This is a genomic window from Flavobacterium endophyticum (genome assembly GCF_003634455.1).
GTDB classification, from domain to species: domain Bacteria; phylum Bacteroidota; class Bacteroidia; order Flavobacteriales; family Flavobacteriaceae; genus Flavobacterium; species Flavobacterium endophyticum.
In genome coordinates this window covers 936580-953024 of record NZ_RBLC01000001.1, presented here as the reverse complement: position 1 = coordinate 953024, position 16445 = coordinate 936580, and the positions used below count along the sequence as shown (strand labels likewise).

General features: G+C 38.0%; 17 protein-coding genes. 3 read left to right on the top strand and 14 right to left on the bottom strand.

The window, feature by feature from the left end; translation table 11 throughout:
* Positions 1–19: 19 nt before the first annotated feature.
* Positions 20–1033 carry a UDP-glucose 4-epimerase GalE gene (galE, locus tag CLV94_RS04535; protein WP_121375244.1) on the top strand — a complete coding sequence of 338 codons (1014 nt, stop codon included), beginning with the start codon at positions 20–22 and terminating at the stop codon, positions 1031–1033.
* A 63-nt stretch (positions 1034–1096) separates the two neighbouring features.
* Here galE and fabD read toward each other — a convergent pair whose 3' ends face one another.
* The 8 genes from fabD to CLV94_RS04495 form a co-directional block, all read right to left on the bottom strand.
* The gene (gene fabD, locus CLV94_RS04530) at positions 1097–1972 is read right to left on the bottom strand and encodes an ACP S-malonyltransferase (protein ID WP_121375243.1); all 876 of its coding nucleotides are present in this window, start codon (positions 1970–1972) and stop codon (positions 1097–1099) included.
* A 31-nt stretch (positions 1973–2003) separates the two neighbouring features.
* Positions 2004–2672 carry a YiiX/YebB-like N1pC/P60 family cysteine hydrolase gene (locus CLV94_RS04525; protein ID WP_121375242.1) on the bottom strand — a complete coding sequence of 223 codons (669 nt, stop codon included), beginning with the start codon at positions 2670–2672 and terminating at the stop codon, positions 2004–2006.
* A 34-nt stretch (positions 2673–2706) separates the two neighbouring features.
* The gene (locus CLV94_RS04520; RefSeq protein WP_121375241.1) at positions 2707–3222 is read right to left on the bottom strand and encodes an Rv0361 family membrane protein; all 516 of its coding nucleotides are present in this window, start codon (positions 3220–3222) and stop codon (positions 2707–2709) included.
* Between the two features lie 132 nt (positions 3223–3354).
* Positions 3355–4305, bottom strand: a complete 951-nt coding sequence (locus CLV94_RS04515; protein ID WP_121375240.1) for a bestrophin family protein — start codon at positions 4303–4305, stop codon at positions 3355–3357.
* 37 nt (positions 4306–4342) lie between these two features.
* Positions 4343–5065 carry a hypothetical protein gene (locus tag CLV94_RS04510; RefSeq protein ID WP_121375239.1) on the bottom strand — a complete coding sequence of 241 codons (723 nt, stop codon included), beginning with the start codon at positions 5063–5065 and terminating at the stop codon, positions 4343–4345.
* Positions 5066–5140: 75 nt separating this feature from the next.
* Positions 5141–6529 carry a HAMP domain-containing sensor histidine kinase gene (locus CLV94_RS04505; protein WP_121375238.1) on the bottom strand — a complete coding sequence of 463 codons (1389 nt, stop codon included), beginning with the start codon at positions 6527–6529 and terminating at the stop codon, positions 5141–5143.
* Positions 6530–6535: 6 nt separating this feature from the next.
* Positions 6536–7210 carry a response regulator transcription factor gene (locus CLV94_RS04500; protein ID WP_121375237.1) on the bottom strand — a complete coding sequence of 225 codons (675 nt, stop codon included), beginning with the start codon at positions 7208–7210 and terminating at the stop codon, positions 6536–6538.
* A 138-nt stretch (positions 7211–7348) separates the two neighbouring features.
* Positions 7349–7564 (bottom strand): (4Fe-4S)-binding protein, encoded by a 216-nt coding sequence (locus CLV94_RS04495; RefSeq protein WP_121375236.1) that lies wholly within the window; start codon positions 7562–7564, stop codon positions 7349–7351.
* Positions 7565–7696: 132 nt separating this feature from the next.
* Between CLV94_RS04495 and CLV94_RS04490 the strand changes: the two genes are divergently transcribed.
* Positions 7697–9331, top strand: coding sequence for a hypothetical protein (locus tag CLV94_RS04490; protein ID WP_121375235.1), 1635 nt, complete (start codon positions 7697–7699; stop codon positions 9329–9331).
* Between the two features lie 56 nt (positions 9332–9387).
* Here the strand turns inward: CLV94_RS04490 and CLV94_RS04485 are convergent, their stop codons facing one another.
* The 4 genes from CLV94_RS04485 to CLV94_RS04470 all read right to left on the bottom strand — a co-directional run bounded on the left by CLV94_RS04485 (position 9388) and on the right by CLV94_RS04470 (position 13311).
* On the bottom strand, positions 9388–9732 hold the full coding sequence (locus CLV94_RS04485) for a DUF6370 family protein (protein WP_121375234.1): 345 nt from the start codon (positions 9730–9732) through the stop codon (positions 9388–9390).
* A 7-nt stretch (positions 9733–9739) separates the two neighbouring features.
* On the bottom strand, positions 9740–10900 hold the full coding sequence (gene purT, locus CLV94_RS04480; protein ID WP_121375233.1) for a formate-dependent phosphoribosylglycinamide formyltransferase: 1161 nt from the start codon (positions 10898–10900) through the stop codon (positions 9740–9742).
* A gap of 97 nt (positions 10901–10997) precedes the next feature.
* A complete protein-coding gene (locus CLV94_RS04475; protein ID WP_121375232.1) occupies positions 10998–12182 on the bottom strand; it encodes a pyridoxal phosphate-dependent aminotransferase in 1185 nt (394 codons plus the stop codon).
* A gap of 34 nt (positions 12183–12216) precedes the next feature.
* The gene (locus tag CLV94_RS04470; protein WP_121375231.1) at positions 12217–13311 is read right to left on the bottom strand and encodes a fatty acid desaturase family protein; all 1095 of its coding nucleotides are present in this window, start codon (positions 13309–13311) and stop codon (positions 12217–12219) included.
* 118 nt (positions 13312–13429) lie between these two features.
* Here CLV94_RS04470 and rsmG point away from each other — a divergent pair, with 118 nt between their 5' ends.
* The gene (gene rsmG, locus CLV94_RS04465; RefSeq protein WP_121376229.1) at positions 13430–14059 is read left to right on the top strand and encodes a 16S rRNA (guanine(527)-N(7))-methyltransferase RsmG; all 630 of its coding nucleotides are present in this window, start codon (positions 13430–13432) and stop codon (positions 14057–14059) included.
* 107 nt (positions 14060–14166) lie between these two features.
* Here rsmG and pruA read toward each other — a convergent pair whose 3' ends face one another.
* Positions 14167–15795 carry an L-glutamate gamma-semialdehyde dehydrogenase gene (gene pruA / locus CLV94_RS04460; RefSeq protein WP_121375230.1) on the bottom strand — a complete coding sequence of 543 codons (1629 nt, stop codon included), beginning with the start codon at positions 15793–15795 and terminating at the stop codon, positions 14167–14169.
* 166 nt (positions 15796–15961) lie between these two features.
* Positions 15962–16348 carry a Co2+/Mg2+ efflux protein ApaG gene (apaG, locus tag CLV94_RS04455; RefSeq protein ID WP_121375229.1) on the bottom strand — a complete coding sequence of 129 codons (387 nt, stop codon included), beginning with the start codon at positions 16346–16348 and terminating at the stop codon, positions 15962–15964.
* Positions 16349–16445 lie beyond the last annotated feature (97 nt).

The following is a 16445-nucleotide window of genomic DNA, read 5'->3' as shown; positions in this document are numbered from 1 at the left end:
GCCATAAAAATAAATTAGAATGAAAATACTAGTTACGGGAGGATTGGGCTTTATCGGTTCTCACACAGTTGTAGAATTGCAAAATGAAAGCTTTGAAGTCGTGATCATCGATAATCTTTCCAATGCCGAAGAAAAAGTTTTGGAAGGCATTATAGCAATCACCGGTAAAAAGCCAATTTTTGAAAAACTGGATTTAAGAGAAAAAAACTCAGTAAAGGAATTTTTCACAAAGCATGCCGATGTAGCCGGAGTAATTCATTTTGCAGCGTCAAAAGCAGTAGGTGAATCGGTTGAAAATCCGCTACTTTATTACGAAAACAATATTAATGCGCTAGTGTATCTATTGCAGGAATTGCAGCAAAAAACAGATGCCAGCTTTATTTTCAGTTCGTCTTGTACCGTTTATGGTCAGGCAGAAAAAATGCCTATTACCGAAGATGCTTCTGTACAGCCAGCAATTTCGCCTTATGGAAATACCAAGCAGATTGGAGAAGAAATAATCCAAGATGTTGCTAAAGTATCAAATATAAAGGCAATCTTGTTGCGTTATTTTAATCCGATAGGAGCGCATCCGTCAGCAGAAATAGGTGAACTGCCTATTGGTGTGCCGCAGAATTTAGTGCCTTTTATTACCCAAACTGGTATGGGATTGAGAAAAGAACTGTCTGTGTTTGGATCTGATTATCCGACTTCTGACGGTACTTGTGTCAGGGATTATATTTATGTGGTCGATTTGGCGAAAGCGCATGTTATTGCTTTGAAAAGGCTTATCGAGAATAAAAACGAAGCCAAAGTCGAAGTTTTTAATGTTGGTACAGGAACAGGCAGCACAGTTTTAGAAGTTATTCAATCTTTTGAAAAAGTCAGCGGACAGAAATTGCCTTATAAATTAGTCGATAGGAGAGAAGGTGATGTGATTGAAGCGTATGCTGATACGCAGAAAGCTAATAAAATATTAGGCTGGAAAGCTGAATCTACTTTAGACCAAGCAATAGAAAGCGCTTGGAAATGGGAAAAGAAAATCCGAAGCTAAAAAATACTAAAAATAAAAACCCGCAAGTCACTTGCGGGTTTTTTTATGATGTAACGATAAATACTAAGCAGAAAAAGTAGCTGCGTTTTTATCAATCTTATTGACTAATCCGATCAAGACTTTTCCTGGACCAACCTCTGTGAAAGAAGTAGCGCCATCGGCAATCATCTGCTGAACAGACTGGGTCCATTTTACTGGGGCTGTTAGCTGCGTGATGAGGTTTTTCTTGATTTCAGCCGCATTAGAAACGGCACTTGCTGGAACGTTTTGATATACCGGACAGATTGGTTCTGAAAAAGTAGTGTTTTCAATAGCAGCAGCCAATTCTTCTCTAGCAGGTTCCATCATCGGTGAATGGAAAGCACCTCCGACAGGAAGAATCAGGGCACGTTTTGCACCAGCTTCTTTCATAGCTTCGCAAGCTTTTTCAACAGCTTTTGTCTCGCCTGAAATGACTAGCTGTCCAGGACAGTTGTAATTTGCAGCAACCACAATACCGTCAATAGAAGCACAGACTTCTTCAACAATATGATCTTCTAGTCCTAAAACGGCAGCCATAGTTGAAGGAGTAATTTCGCAGGCTTTTTGCATTGCCAGCGCTCTTTGCGAAACCAATTTCAGTCCATCTTCAAAAGACAGTGTGCCGTTGGCAACCAAAGCAGAAAATTCACCTAAAGAATGTCCTGCCACCATTTCTGGCTTGAAATTATCGCCAAGTGTTTTTGCAAGAATAACAGAATGTAGGAAAACAGCAGGTTGTGTTACCTTGGTTTCTTTTAGTTGTTCTGCTGTTCCTTCGAACATGATATCGGTAATCCTAAAGCCTAAAATGGCATTGGCTCTTTCAAATAACTCTCTTGCTAATTCTGATTGTTCGTAAAGGTCTTTTCCCATTCCTGTGAATTGGGCGCCTTGACCTGGAAATACGTATGCCTTCATTTGTTCTCGGTTTTGTTATGTCGCAAAAATACTATTTATTCTCAATATCGTATTGATTTATCTTAATGTCAAAATATTTGGTGTCATACATAGGGCTCATCGAAAAAAAGAATTTTTTTCGAGCCTCTGCTTCGGTCGGAAGCGATACGCAGTGCAGGTCTTTTTCTAAAATTTTCCATATCATTTCGGTACAGAAGAATTTTTCGTCATCGTCAAAATTTCCTTTATGGTCGAAAGGAATATGCATGGCCAAATACTTTTGCGCTAATTGGGAAATTTTAGCGCCCATGTCTTTGTCGCAGTTTTTAGCGCGGGTGATGATGATTTTATTTGGAAAAGAATATTTCAAGAAATCACCGATTGGCTGTGCTTGCAACCCATCAATATTCGTCACATCTGAAGACAAGGAATGGACTACATATAGGGAATCATTGTGTTTTATAATTATGCCGGCATGAGTTACGTCTATAGTTCCTGAGTTGAGTTCTTTGGAAATATAGTCGCTGAAAAAGCCGAAACCTCTACGCAAGATAAAATCGCCTTCCTCAATTTTGGCAAGTTCTTCATTGGAAAGACGCGTCACAGCTTCATTTTTTAGGATGGCTTCCTGTTCCGATTTTCGGTCAAAATAGAAAAACAGCTTATAGGCGACAACAGCCAAAATAAAAAGCATTGCCGAATAAAAGATAAGTTTCTTCATTGCGACAATGCTTTAAATTAATTAATGTGTTTTATTATTCTGCTACTGTAGAATCAGCAGGAGTAGCAAGAGAATCAACAGGAGCAGCTAATGAATCAGTAGCTTCAACTTCGCCAGCTGGAGCTTTTGCGCCACCTTCTTTATTTGCGTTTTCTTTGTCGATAGTTACTTTCCATTTTCCGTCAACTTTCACCAAGTTAAGTGTTTGCTCAGTTCCGGTAGGCTCTTTTGTACTCGTTGTTTTATATTTTACTGTTGCTTTATCATCAGTTACTTCAGAAGAAATGATTTCTACTTTTGCATCAAGTTTCTTCATTTCGTCTTTTTTACCAGCTACCATAGATTCCATCATTCCGATTAAAGAAGCTGTTTGCTCGTCGCAATATTCTTTTGCTTCTGCGAATTCTCCTTTATTTACGTGATTTAGGAATTTTTCTGCTACCGCTTCTGGGTTGCTGTCGTTAGAACATGAAACGAAAAAACTGAATGATAAAAATCCTAAGATTAAAAATGCTTTGCCAGCGATACTTCTGAAAGTGTTTGTCTTCATAAATTGATTTGTTTAGATTTATGTAAAAGTAGAATTTTTTCAGATATTACAAAGTGACGGACTCAAAATGTTTTGTACAAAATAAAAAACTGACCTTGTATGAAGGTCAGTTTGTAAACAGAAGCCCGAAATTTACAGTACAAAGTAAGCGTTTTTAACGGGCTGGATATGATGGAGTTCCGTTTCGGGTTTTTTAATGTGGTCTTCAAATTCGTCGCGGAATTCGTTTACCATCTGCACTAAATTCTTTTCGATCGTACTAGAGATAGCAGTCATTGGCGTATCAGTCGGCCTGTTTTCGAATGGATCTTGCAGATGGATAGCCATTTTTTCAATCAAGAAGAAAGCGGCGCCGATAGTAGTTACCAAAGGAATCTGCAACCAGCCTATTAAATCAGTCAATCCAAAAGGCAATAAGATAATGAACAAGCAGAGCGTGAATCGGATGTACATACTATAGGTTGTTGGGAAAATCGTATTCTTGATTCTTTCGCATTTCCCCATAGAATCGCATAAACGTGTCAGCGTATTGTCTATTTCAACTTGCTGGTAAGTGTTTATCTTTCCTTGCTCGTTGGCTTTTTTCAAGTCTTTGGAATGCAAAAGCAGTATCGCATTGGGAACATGCTTGTGCTTTTTGACATATTTAAAATCTTCATCACTCAAGATTTGCTTTACAGATTTTAAAGGGTCTTTTCCACGAAGCGACTGGCTCAAGCTATAACACCATGCTGCTTGCCTTTTGGCAAAATTTTCTTTGAAGTCATTAGCTTCTACAGAAAAGTCAGGGTCTTTGTAAAAGGCGATAACTTGTCTTATCAACGTTCTGGAATCGTTCACGATCGCGCCCCAAATAATTCGAGCTTCCCACCAACGGTCATAGGCTTGGTTGGATTTAAAAGCCAGCAAAAGAGAAATAATAGTTCCGATAATTGTTGGAATAGCAATCGGTATATTAATGGCATTAGCTCCGTAATAATTCAAAAAGATTTCAAACGAGATAACATATAGGATAACTAGGAAAAGCTCGATCTTGATTTTTCCTAAGACATATTTCATGGGTATTTTCTTTTTTAGTAGCATATAATATTGTTTTATTTCTTATTAATTTTTCATGGCTTTAGACGATTTCTTCATATAAAGACAACACCGGTAGTCCAAAGCTTTCATTAATGTTGATTTCTTTATTTTTCATCTTGATCTTTTTAGGTTTTCGGGTTTCGATCAAAAGATTGATGTTGTTTTTTGTGATGGCTTCTGTCAGCAATGGTTGGATTTCTTCTGGTTTTTGATCGCTGAAAATTTTGGCTTGGCTCACTATCCTGAAATCAAAATGATCTTGAATTAATTCTTGTAAGTCTTCAATCTGTAATCTTGATTTTGTCTGTTCCAGATACATTGCTTTGCTTAAATCTTGTTCTTCAAAATTTGGACATAAATGAAGGATCGGGCATTTGCAATTGGACAGAATCTGTAGAAATTGACTGTGGATTCGCTTTTCGGTATTTTTATAAGAAGGCGTCAAGATGGCCAGCTCAATGTTGAGGTGCTCCATGAGATTCTTCATCACCGGTGCAGAAATTCCGTATTGATTATGAATTTTTAAAGAACAGTTTCCTGAAGCCGCAGTTAGCTCACGGCAAGTCGTTAAGATGCTTTTTTGCGAAACGCTCATGTCGCTTTTTATGTTTCTTAGAAAAGAAGCAGAAGAAAAAGTATCCGGAATTTCGCTAACTAATGCTAAAAAGATGGTACAGCTTTTTCCTCTCGATTGCTGGATAGCAATCTTAACAGCATTGATAGTGTCTTGTTCTAATGTCGATGGTATTAATAGATTTTTCATATGTATAGTTTTTAATTATACATGCAAAATAAAGGGCTCGAGATTAGAACGGACTTAGATTAAAATTAGAATTTCTTAAGATTTTAGATTAGAATTTCTAATGTTGTTTTTATGGAAGGTGATATTTACGACGGTTCCTTTTCCAGTTTCAGACTGAATTTGCAATTCGCCATTGTGCATGCGTATGATTTTCATTGCCAACGGAAGTCCCAAGCCATAGCCGTTGTATTTAGACGCAATCTTTCCCCTAAAGAAAGGCTCGTATAAATAAGGAATGTCTTCGGGCGGGATACCGATACCGATGTCGGTAATGGCAATTTTAATCTTCGATTTGTCGGCCGAAAGTGTCACGAATACTTCGTCATTATCGGAATATTTTACGCCGTTAGAAATGATATTGTTCAAGGCAAGTTCCAGCAAAGGCCTATTGCAAGGAATAGTCAGCAGTGATTCGTCTTCAGGAATGTTGTGCAATTTGATATTGACACGATTGTCTGGAAACAAAGTATCGATTGAAGCTTTGGCTTCCAAGAGCAATTCGTCCATTCGGGCAACATCTAATACTTGTTTCGTACCATCGTAGCCAGTTTGAGTTAATTTCAGCAAGCTTTCAGTCAAGTTGCCAAGTTTGGAAGCCTGCCTGTTTATGTTTTCAAGAGAATTGACATATTCTTCAATCTCTCTTTCTTTCAGGAGCATGATTTCGGTTTCGGCAATGATTGTAGTTATTGGCGTTTTCAACTCATGCGAAGCATTGTTGATGAAATTGGCTTGTATTTCGAATGAAGTTTCCAATCGGTCGAGCATGTCATTAAAAGTTTTCGTAAGATCCGAAATCTCGTCATTTCCTTCAACGTCCGGCAGTCGGTTATGAAGATTTGAGGCACTGATTCTTTTGACATCTTTCGTAATCCGTGCCATAGGATCGATAACGCGGCGGGCCAGAAATCTTCCGAAAAAGTAAGCTAGGATTAGGAATCCCATGCCTCCGAAAACTAAAATCTGTACAATATAAATAGCGCTGGTATTGCCGCGGCGGTCTTTCGCCGTAACGATTACCATATATTTTTGTCCCGATTCTTTGAAAATTTGTCCGTAATAGTAACGGTAATCTTCTTCAATCCAGCTAGAGCCGGTCTTCATTATTTCCGCATAGAAATCAGGCGGGAGATGTAAGTCGGTATTGTATTCAAAAGTGTTTTCGCCATTTACTTTCAGTACATAATCTTTTTCTTCGACTAGTTCTTCTAAGCCTTCTTTTTTAAATTCTTGAAAATAACGCGTTTTAAGCGGGTCATTCTGATAATAAATGGAAGAAGCGATTTTTGCCCGGTCCTGTAATCTTTTTAGGAAATAATACTCGTTATTTTGCTTAAACAGAAAAAAAATAACGGCACTCAAAAGCAGCGTGCTGAAACAGGAAAGCGCAATATAAGTAACCGTAATTTTTTTTCGTATTTGCATCCGGATTTATGGTTTTATGACATATCCAAGACCTTTGATGGTATGGATGAGTTTGTTTTGATAAGGCTTGTCGATTTTGTTTCGCACATAATTGATATACACATCGACAACATTCGTGTTCATGTCAAAGTTGATATCCCACACATTATCCAAAATCTTTTCTCGCGAAAGAATAACTTCGGCATTTCGTGCTAAATACTGTAATAGCTTAAATTCTTTTGCTGTTAGCTGAATCTTTTCGCCATTTCTTTTTACGGTTTTTGACCGAGAATCAATTTCCAGATCGTCAATGACTATAGTGTCGTTTGGCTTATGATCTTGGTTGGATCGTCTGGCAAGAGCGCTGATTCGGGCTTCTAGTTCGGAAAATTTAAAAGGCTTTGCAAGATAATCGTCGGCTCCTGCATTTAGTCCAGTTACGATGTTTTCTGTCGTTCCTAATGCGGTCAACAGTAAAATCGGTACAAAATTCTTTGAGGCTCTTAACCGTCGACAGATTTCAATACCGTTAATGTCTGGCAGCATGATGTCTAAAATGACCACGTCGAAATTATGATTATGGATCATTTCAAGAGCGGTGGTTCCATCAAGAGCAACGCTTACCTCATTGTTTTTTTCAGAAAGTCCTTTTCGAATAATCGATAAAAGATTAGGTTCGTCTTCAACAATGAGTAGTTTCATGAATGGGTAGATTTAGGGTGCTCAAAAACAAAAATAGAGATTGAGTTCTTAAAATTTTGTAAAATAAAAATGTTAACCGTCGCTTTTATGAAAATCATAAAAATAAAAGTTATTTGCTAGGGTATCTTGAATGAAGTGTCAGATGTTTTTGTAAAAGCTCAAAGCTCCCGACGGGCATTTGTTTACCGTATCAATGATTTTCTCTGTAGTTGAACCGTCAATTTTAATCCAAGGCCTCATTTTAGGCTGAAAAACATCCGGATTGTTTTTTACACAATTTGTCGAATGAATACATTTTTCGGCCTGCCATACAACTGTTACTTCACCATTTGAATATTCTTTTTTCTCTTCCATGGCGTTCTTTTTTTTAGCTACTTATAAAGATAAAAAATTATCCATAATTTTCTAAAAGAAATCTGCTGTTCAAAAATTGTAACATTTTTCTCATTCACAGACTTATTATAAAACCAAAATAGAAAAACAACCATGAAAAAAATTATCCTGATTTTAGCCTTGCTTTTAATTGGATTCTTATTGTTTTATAACGTCTTGCCCGTAATCAATTATGGCTTTGTGGGCTTGCCGCTTTTACTGTTATTACTGTTACTTATTGCAATTGTTCTTTTTTCTAAAATCGAAGTGACATCAACAACAAGAAAATTGAATATGTTTTCCAAAACGAACAAAATTTTGTTCTTTTTGTCTTTTGGACTCCTAGTTTATCTTGTGGTGGTGCCGTTAGCGACATCGTTGCCGATGTTTAGAAGCAGTGCTTATCAAAAATTAATCGGGGAAGTCGAAAATGGAGAAGACCTCAAAAATCACATCGCTCCGATTTCTCTAGATAAAATTAGAGTAGTCGATGAAGAACTTGCCATGCTTTTAGGTGAAAAGATAATCGGTTCGCAGCCGTCTTTAGGGAGCCAAGCAGAAATAGGGGAGTTTACCATTCAAAAGGTAAATGATGAATTGTATTGGGTTGCACCATTGCTGCATACAGGTTTCTTTAAATGGTATAATAATTCTGAAGGTACTCCTGGTTATGTTATGGTTTCTGCTACAAACGAAAGAGATGTCAAGTTGATTCAGGATATAAATGGAAAACGCCTTTCTATAAAATACCAGCCAGCGGCCTATTTTGGGTCTAGGATTGATAGACATGTTTATTTTAATGGCTATGCAACCGTCGGATTGGAAGATTTTAATTTTGAGATTGACGACAAAGGAAATCCGTATTGGATTGTTACCAAATACAAAAAAAGAATAGGCTTTGCCGGAAATGACGCGACAGGTGTTCTAACAGTTGATGCCCAGACCGGAGAAATTAAAGAATACGATATCAATAATACGCCGCTCTGGGTAGATAGAATCCAGCCGATAAGTTTTATTGAAGAACAGCTTAACGATTGGGGCGAATATGTTCATGGATTTTGGAATTTTTCGAATGAAAATAAACTCCAAACCACCGAAGGATTGACGCTTGTGTATGGCGAAAACCATAAATCATATTGGTACACAGGATTGTCTTCTGTTGGTAAAGAAGAATCGACTGTAGGATTTGTTTTGGTAGATACAAGAACCAAAGAAACTACTTATTACAAGCAAAGTGGTGCCACTGAATATGCGGCCCAAAGTTCTGCCGAAGGAAAAGTCCAAGAAAAAGGATATCATGCTTCGTTGCCTATTCCATATGTGATTAACAACATACCGACTTATGTAATGACTTTGAAAGACGATGGCGGTCTGGTAAAAATGTTTGCCATGGTTTCCATAAACGATTACACGATTGTTGGCGTTGGTAATACAATGCGGGAAACGCTTATGGCTTATAAAAATGTATATAACATGGCGGATAATGGTATCAATCCGGAAAGTGTAACTAGCAAGAAAAGTTTAAAAACTATAGTGACAAGAATTGAAAATGATGTCAAAAACGGCAACAGTTTCTACTATTTTACCGTAAAAGATTATCCGAATATTTTTGTAGGATCATCACAATTGTCTAACGAATTGCCTGTAACGGCAATTGGAGATTCCATCAGTATTTCTTTCGATGTAGATTTGGAAGAAGTAATAGATGTCTCGAGTTTCGACAACAAGAATATCGGAAATAAAAAATAAGATGTAACTAAAAAGCGCTTGAATTTCAAGCGCTTTTTTTATGTAATAATTTAGGACTATTTCCCTTTAGGTTTTTCAGGAAGTAATTTGAAAGAAGTAGCTACAAAACGATTATTTTTAACTTCGCCCACAACTTCGGTTTTTCTGATTTTGGAGCAAAATCCATCGCCAGCATGAGAATCGCCATGGTCGTCAATGCCAGTGCCGTCTACAAAATAAGGCTTTCCGTCAATTCGTACCGCCAAATCACAGCCATGTCCTTTCATTCCGAATTGGCATTGGCCGCATGAAGCTTCAACTATTTGTGGTTTTGGCCCTGTTTTTTTCTGTTTTGATTTTGAGTCTTGTGCATTCGCTGAGAAAGCCAAAAACAAGAAGGCAATTGCAATTATGTTTTTCATATCTCGATTATTTTATGGTTACTAATCTAGCAGCATTTTGTGCTCTTTCAACTATTTCTTCAATAGGAGTGTCTAAAGTGTCGTTGGTCAGTGCGACAGCCATTCTGCGATACGGTCTTGTTGTCGGCTTGCCAAAGATTCTGAAATCTGTTTTAGCAAGACCAGCAATTTTTTCCAAACCTTCATAATTCGGATTAGAACCTTCTTTTGAAGCCAGAATTACGGCACTAGCACCTGCCTTTTCGAGTTTTATTTCAAAAATAGGCAAGCTTAAGATGGCACGCAGATGCAATTCGAATTCGTTGAAATTTTGCGTTCCAGCCAAAGTTACCATTCCAGTATCGTGTGGTCTTGGAGATAGTTCCGAGAAGTAGACGCCGTCATCAGCCAAGAAAAATTCTACACCAAAAAGCCCGGCGCCGCCTAAAGCTTCGGTTACTTTTTCAGCCATGTCTTGCGCTTCAAATAAATCTTTGTCCGAAATTCGTGCCGGTTGCCAACTTTCTTGGTAATCGCCGCGTTCTTGTCTATGTCCGATTGGAGCGCAAAAAAGCGTCGGATTGTTATTTTGGGTTATGGTTAGTAAGGTGATTTCGGAATTGAATTTTACAAAAGCTTCCACGATGACTTCCACGACATCGCCACGTGAGCCTTCTACAGCATAATTCCACGCTTTTTCAATATCATCCGGAATCTTGATTGTGGATTGCCCTTTGCCCGAAGACGACATTAATGGTTTTACAACACAAGGAATTCCGACTTCTTTTACTGCTTTTTGTAATTCTTCGGATGAGGTTGCATATCTGTAATTGGCTGTTTTTAATCCTAGTTCTTTTGCTGCCAAGTCGCGTATTGCTTTTCGGTTCATTGTAAAATTCGCCGCTTTCGCAGAAGGAACCACGGTAATACCTTGCTTTTCATACTCGTAAAAACGTTCGGTACGGATGGCTTCAATTTCAGGAACAATAAAGTCGGGTTGGTGCTTTGCGACGATTTTGTCTAAAGCGTCGCCATCCAGCATGTTGATGACTTCAAAACTATGAGCAACCTGCATGGCAGGAGCATTTTCATAACTATCGACAGCAATTATGGTCTGTCCGATGCGTTGTGCGGCGATTGTAAATTCTTTTCCTAATTCTCCGGAACCGAGTAATAGTATTTTTGACATTCGTATCTTTTTATATACCCCTGTCAGAGTTTTAAATTCTGACAGGGTTGGAGTTGTAGATTAAAAAAGCCCCAAGTTTCCTTGAGGCGTATTTGTTTTAAGCTAAAGCTTCTTTGATTCTTCGTAAGGCTTCTGTCAGCAATTCTTCACTTGTTGCGTAAGAGAAGCGAATACAGTTCGGATTTCCGAAAGCATCTCCTGTTACAGTAGCAACATTTGCTTCTGCCAAAAGATACATAGAAAAGTCATCTGCATTTTTGATTTCAGTTCCTCTTAATGTTTTTCCGAAATAGGAAGAAACATCAGGGAAAACATAAAAAGCACCTTCTGGAACATTGAGTTTCAATCCAGGAATGTCTTTAATCAATCCAACAACTAAATCTCTACGGCCTTTAAAAGCAGCCACCATATCGTTTAATACGCTTGGGTCGGCATCAACAGCAGTAATTGTAGCTCTTTGCGCGATTGAATTGGCACCGCTGGTTACTTGTCCTTGCATTTTTGTACAGGCTTTTGCGATGAATTCTGGAGCGCCGATGTAACCGATTCTCCAACCTGTCATGGCGAAAGCTTTAGCAACACCGTTTACCGTTACAGTTCTGTCAAACATTCCTGGGATAGAAGCAACGCTGCAGAATGTTCCTGAAAAGTTGATATGCTCGTAAATTTCGTCAGCGACTACAAAAATATTGGGATATTTTTCTAATACTTTCGCCAATGCTGTCAATTCTTCACGGCTGTAAACAGAACCGCTCGGATTGCAAGGCGAGCTGTACCAGATCATTTTTGTTTTTGGCGTAATGGCTTTTTCTAACTGTTCTGGCGTAATCTTAAAATCGCTTTCTACAGAAGTCGGTACTTCAACCGGAATACCACCTGACATTTTTATGATTTCGTAATAACTTACCCAATATGGAGCCGGAAGAATTACTTCATCGCCCTCATTAAGCATTACTTGTGCGACATTGTATAAAGATTGCTTGGCACCAGTGGAAACAACAATGTTTGCTGGCGTATAGTCAAGATTATTGTCTCTTTTGAATTTTCTGCAGATGGCTTCTTTTAGCTCTACATAACCGTCTACAGGTGAATAAGTGCTGTAGTTTTCGTCGATTGCTTTTTTTGCGGCTTCTTTGATAAAATCCGGCGTGTTGAAATCCGGTTCTCCTAAGCTTAAGCTGATAATGTCTTTTCCTTGTGCTTTTAGTTCTCTTGCCAATGCCGCCATTGCCAAGGTTTGTGAAGTTGATAATTTGTTAATTCTATCCGATAAATGATTCATGGAAAAACTTGTTGTTTGTGTGTATTGTAGTTAATTATGCGATGGCAGGATTTTGCCCTAATTCTTTCAGATGCTTGAAATGAGCTACAACTGCGCTGCGCATTGTCTTAAATTCATGATAAGGAAGATTGCACTCTTTTGCTGTCTGTTTTACGATTTCAGCAATTTTTCCATAATGGACATGGCTGATGTGAGGAAAAATATGATGCTCGATCTGATGATTCAATCCTCCAGTAAACCAGTTGACAATCTTATTTTTTGGAGCGAAATTCGCTGTAGTATACAATTGGTGAATGGCCCAAGTATTTTCTATTTCTCCTTCTTCATTCGGAACAGGGTTTGTCGTTTCATCAACAACGTGCGCCAATTGGAAAACGATGCTCAATATCAAACCTGCAGTGTAGTGCATTACCAAAAATCCTAGGACTACTTTCCACCATGTAATTCCTAAAATCATAGGAAGTACCAGCCAGATCGAAACGTAGATGATTTTCGTAATAACTAAAACGGTCCATAATTTAGCCGGACTTTGCGGTTCTCCGTAAGAAAGTTTTCTTTTTAGGTAGCTTTTCATCTGTTTGAAATCGGTTGTGATTGCCCAGTTGAAAGTCAATAATCCGTAAAGAAAAACGGAGTAATAGTGTTGGAATTTATGGAATTTGTGCCATTTTGCTTCTTGTGTAAATCGGATAATTCGTCCAGCATCTAAATCTTCATCATGTCCGTGAATGTTAGTGTAGGTGTGGTGAAGTACATTATGCTGTACTTGCCAGTTGTAAACATTTCCGGCCAAGATATAAATGCTGCCTCCCATGAACTTATTCAGCCATGATTTGTTGGAGTAAGAACCATGGTTTCCGTCATGCATTACATTCATTCCGACGCCTGCCATTCCAATGCCGATTACGATAGACAAAAGTAACATTACCCAAAACGGCATGTCTAAAGTCAGGATCAAGAAATAAGGCGTCAGGAAAATCGTAAACATTACGACTGCTTTTAGATGCAATTTCCAGTTCCCTGTCTTCTTGATATTATTTTCCTTGAAATAATTATTGACACGCGTATTTAGAGTCCTGAAGAATTTCAGGCTGTCTTGTTTGGAAAATGTTGGAATTGTGGTATTCATATATAATTTATAATTAATCAAAATAAGTTTTCAAAGGTAAATATTCTTAATAATGTAAACGGATAAAAACCTAAAAAATTTCAATTTGAAAATGATTACTTTTGTGAAAATTTTTAAAATGGAAGAAATTCTAAAATATTTCCCTAATCTGTCTGATATTCAGAAGCAACAGTTTCAGAAATTAGAGGAATTATATCATGATTGGAACGCTAAAATCAACGTTATTTCTCGCAAGGATATCGATGAATTATATACGAAACATGTGCTTCATTCACTGGCAATTGCAAAAATTCAAGGATTTGAGCCTGGGACTTATGTCTTGGATGTAGGGACTGGCGGTGGCTTTCCTGGAATTCCGCTCGCTATTTTGTTTCCTGAAACTCGATTTTACCTGATTGATGTTATTGCAAAAAAGATAAAAGTGGTTCAGGCTGTTGCCGAGGCTTTAGAGCTGAAAAATGTAAAAGCCGAACAGATTCGTGCCGAAAATGTCAAAGGCGATTTTGATTTCATCGTAAGCCGCGCCGTGACTAATATGCCTGATTTCGTGTCTTGGGTAAAATCAAAAATCAAAAAACAGCAAAAACACGAACTCAAAAATGGAATCTTATACCTCAAAGGAGGCGACCTGACCGAAGAGTTGAAAGATTTTCCAAAAGCCACAGAATACAACATTGCCGATTTTTTCGATAATGAATTTTTCGAGACTAAAAAGGTGGTTCATTTACCGTTGAAGTTTAAAGTGTAAAAGTTTAAATTCATAAAGTAAAAAGCCGAATCTAAATCTAGATTCGGCTTTTTTTATTTACAATCAAAAGTCTTTACAGCTTTCGACTTTCAAACTTTATGACTTATTTATTCTCCAAGAAAAGGATATCTATAATCCGTTGCAGGAATAAAAGTTTCTTTGATGGTTCTTGGAGAAACCCAACGAAGCAAATTCAGGATAGAGCCTGCTTTATCATTCGTTCCCGAAGCTCTTGCGCCACCAAATGGCTGTTGGCCAACTACAGCTCCAGTCGGCTTGTCGTTGATGTAGAAGTTTCCGGCAGCATTAACCAAAGCTTTTGCAGCAAAGTCAATAGCGTAGCGGTCTTGAGAGAAGATGGCACCTGTCAAAGCATAAATTGAAGTCTCGTCAACTAATTTTAACGATTCTTCCCATTTGGCATCTTCGTAAACATATATTGTCAAGACAGGACCGAATAATTCGGTCGACATTGTGTCGTATTTCGGATTTGTAGTAACGATAATCGTAGGCTCGATAAACCATCCTTTTAATTTGTCATAACCGCCGCCCACAATAACTTCTGCTTCTGAAGAGGCTTTTGCATCGTCAATTGCTTTCGCTAATTTATCAAATGATGCTTCTGTAATTACGGCAGAAACAAAGTTTGAAGTATCTTCTGGTGAACCCATTTTAAACGATTTGATGTCGGCTACAACGCGTTCTTTTACAGGACCCCAGATAGAAGCAGGAATATAGGCTCTTGAAGCTGCTGAACATTTTTGTCCTTGGTATTCAAAAGCACCGCGAGACAGGGCAGTAGCTACTTCAATCGGATTGGATGACGGATGTGCCCAAACGAAATCTTTTCCTCCAGTTTCTCCGACGATTCTTGGGTAGGTTTTGTATTTGCTGATGTTCTGTCCGATTTTTGCCCACATACTGTTGAAAACTCCAGTTGAGCCTGTAAAGTGGATTCCGGCAAAATCTGGGCTTTCCAATAACGTATCTGTAATCATGGCAGAATCTCCATTGACCATATTGATAACGCCTTTTGGCAATCCCGCTTTTTGGAAAACTTCCATAATCACATTCGCAGAATATACTTGAGTTGCAGAAGGTTTCCAAACCACAACATTACCCATCAAGGCAACGCAAGATGGCAAGTTTCCGGCAATAGCAGTAAAGTTAAAAGGAGTAACTGCATACACAAAACCTTCTAACGGACGGTGCTCTAAGCGGTTCCAGATTCCTTCAGAAGAAACAGGCTGTTGTGCATAGATTTCCGTCATGAACTGTACGTTGAAACGCAAGAAATCGATAAATTCGCAAGCCGAATCAATTTCTGCTTGGTGAACCGTTTTTCCTTGAGCAATCATAGTTGCAGCATTGATCTTAGCGCGATAAGGTCCAGCTAATAATTCAGCTGCTTTTAAAAATATCGCCGCTCTATGTTCCCATGGCATGGTAGCCCATTTTTCACGAGCTTTCAAAGCAGATGAAATCGCTTTTTCTACCAAAGGCTTGTCCGCTTGATGGTATTGACCTAAATTATGCTGATGGTCAAACGGCGGAAATAATCTTTTTGTATCTCCCGTTTTGATTTCTTCATCACCGATAAATAAAGGGATATCGACAGTTGAATTATATAATTCTTTATACGTTTTTAAAACTTGTTCTCTTTCTGGACTTCCTGGAGCATACGACTTAACAGGTTCGTTAATAGCTCTCGGAACATTGTAAATTCCTTTTGGCATACTGATTTGTTTTTATATTTAATAATATCAAATTTTTGCGTGGCAAAGATACGAAATGAATAGGGATTATAGAAAGAATTACCATTTCAATAACAATAATGTAATTCTTATTGAATGAAACAGCTTATGCCGACTAAGCAAGATGAAATGGCTAGAATTTTTAAGATTAATTCAACGCAAAAGGAGCGCTTAATCTGAAAGTAGGAACAATCACTCTAAAGTTTCTTGTCGATGTAAAATTGATCATGTTGAAATAGCCTTTCATAGCGCCAAAAGGCGATGAAAGAAGACAGCCAGAGCTATACGTATGGGATTCTCCTGGTTTTAATACAGGCTTTTTGCCGATCACACCTTCGCCATCGACAAATTCTTTGTTATTTAAAGAATCAAAAATTTCCCAGTGGCGGGACATGAGCTGTACAGAATCTTTGCTATGGTTTTCAATCGTGATTTCATAACTAAAGGCAAAGTGAATTTTGTAGTTCTTGAAGTACGTTCCTTCAAAACTAGTCAGGACAGAAATTTTAATGCCTCGAGTTATTTGCGTAACCATAAATTGCTAATAATGTTTCAAAATTACAAATTTATACTATTGGATGGCTGCTTTTGCTATTAAATTTTGCTTAATGGTTTTAAAAACAGTTTTTTAG

Bases quoted from the DNA above. Each gene is read 5' to 3' on its own strand.
- galE (WP_121375244.1), top strand. From the start codon at position 20: ATGAAAATACTAGTTACGGGAGGATTGGGCTTTATCGGTTCTCACACA.
- fabD (WP_121375243.1), bottom strand. From the start codon at position 1,972: ATGAAGGCATACGTATTTCCAGGTCAAGGCGCCCAATTCACAGGAATG.
- CLV94_RS04525 (WP_121375242.1), bottom strand. From the start codon at position 2,672: ATGAAGAAACTTATCTTTTATTCGGCAATGCTTTTTATTTTGGCTGTT.
- CLV94_RS04520 (WP_121375241.1), bottom strand. From the start codon at position 3,222: ATGAAGACAAACACTTTCAGAAGTATCGCTGGCAAAGCATTTTTAATC.
- CLV94_RS04515 (WP_121375240.1), bottom strand. From the start codon at position 4,305: ATGCTACTAAAAAAGAAAATACCCATGAAATATGTCTTAGGAAAAATC.
- CLV94_RS04510 (WP_121375239.1), bottom strand. From the start codon at position 5,065: ATGAAAAATCTATTAATACCATCGACATTAGAACAAGACACTATCAAT.
- CLV94_RS04505 (WP_121375238.1), bottom strand. From the start codon at position 6,529: ATGCAAATACGAAAAAAAATTACGGTTACTTATATTGCGCTTTCCTGT.
- CLV94_RS04500 (WP_121375237.1), bottom strand. From the start codon at position 7,210: ATGAAACTACTCATTGTTGAAGACGAACCTAATCTTTTATCGATTATT.
- CLV94_RS04495 (WP_121375236.1), bottom strand. From the start codon at position 7,564: ATGGAAGAGAAAAAAGAATATTCAAATGGTGAAGTAACAGTTGTATGG.
- CLV94_RS04490 (WP_121375235.1), top strand. From the start codon at position 7,697: ATGAAAAAAATTATCCTGATTTTAGCCTTGCTTTTAATTGGATTCTTA.
- CLV94_RS04485 (WP_121375234.1), bottom strand. From the start codon at position 9,732: ATGAAAAACATAATTGCAATTGCCTTCTTGTTTTTGGCTTTCTCAGCG.
- purT (WP_121375233.1), bottom strand. From the start codon at position 10,900: ATGTCAAAAATACTATTACTCGGTTCCGGAGAATTAGGAAAAGAATTT.
- CLV94_RS04475 (WP_121375232.1), bottom strand. From the start codon at position 12,182: ATGAATCATTTATCGGATAGAATTAACAAATTATCAACTTCACAAACC.
- CLV94_RS04470 (WP_121375231.1), bottom strand. From the start codon at position 13,311: ATGAATACCACAATTCCAACATTTTCCAAACAAGACAGCCTGAAATTC.
- rsmG (WP_121376229.1), top strand. From the start codon at position 13,430: ATGGAAGAAATTCTAAAATATTTCCCTAATCTGTCTGATATTCAGAAG.
- pruA (WP_121375230.1), bottom strand. From the start codon at position 15,795: ATGCCAAAAGGAATTTACAATGTTCCGAGAGCTATTAACGAACCTGTT.
- apaG (WP_121375229.1), bottom strand. From the start codon at position 16,348: ATGGTTACGCAAATAACTCGAGGCATTAAAATTTCTGTCCTGACTAGT.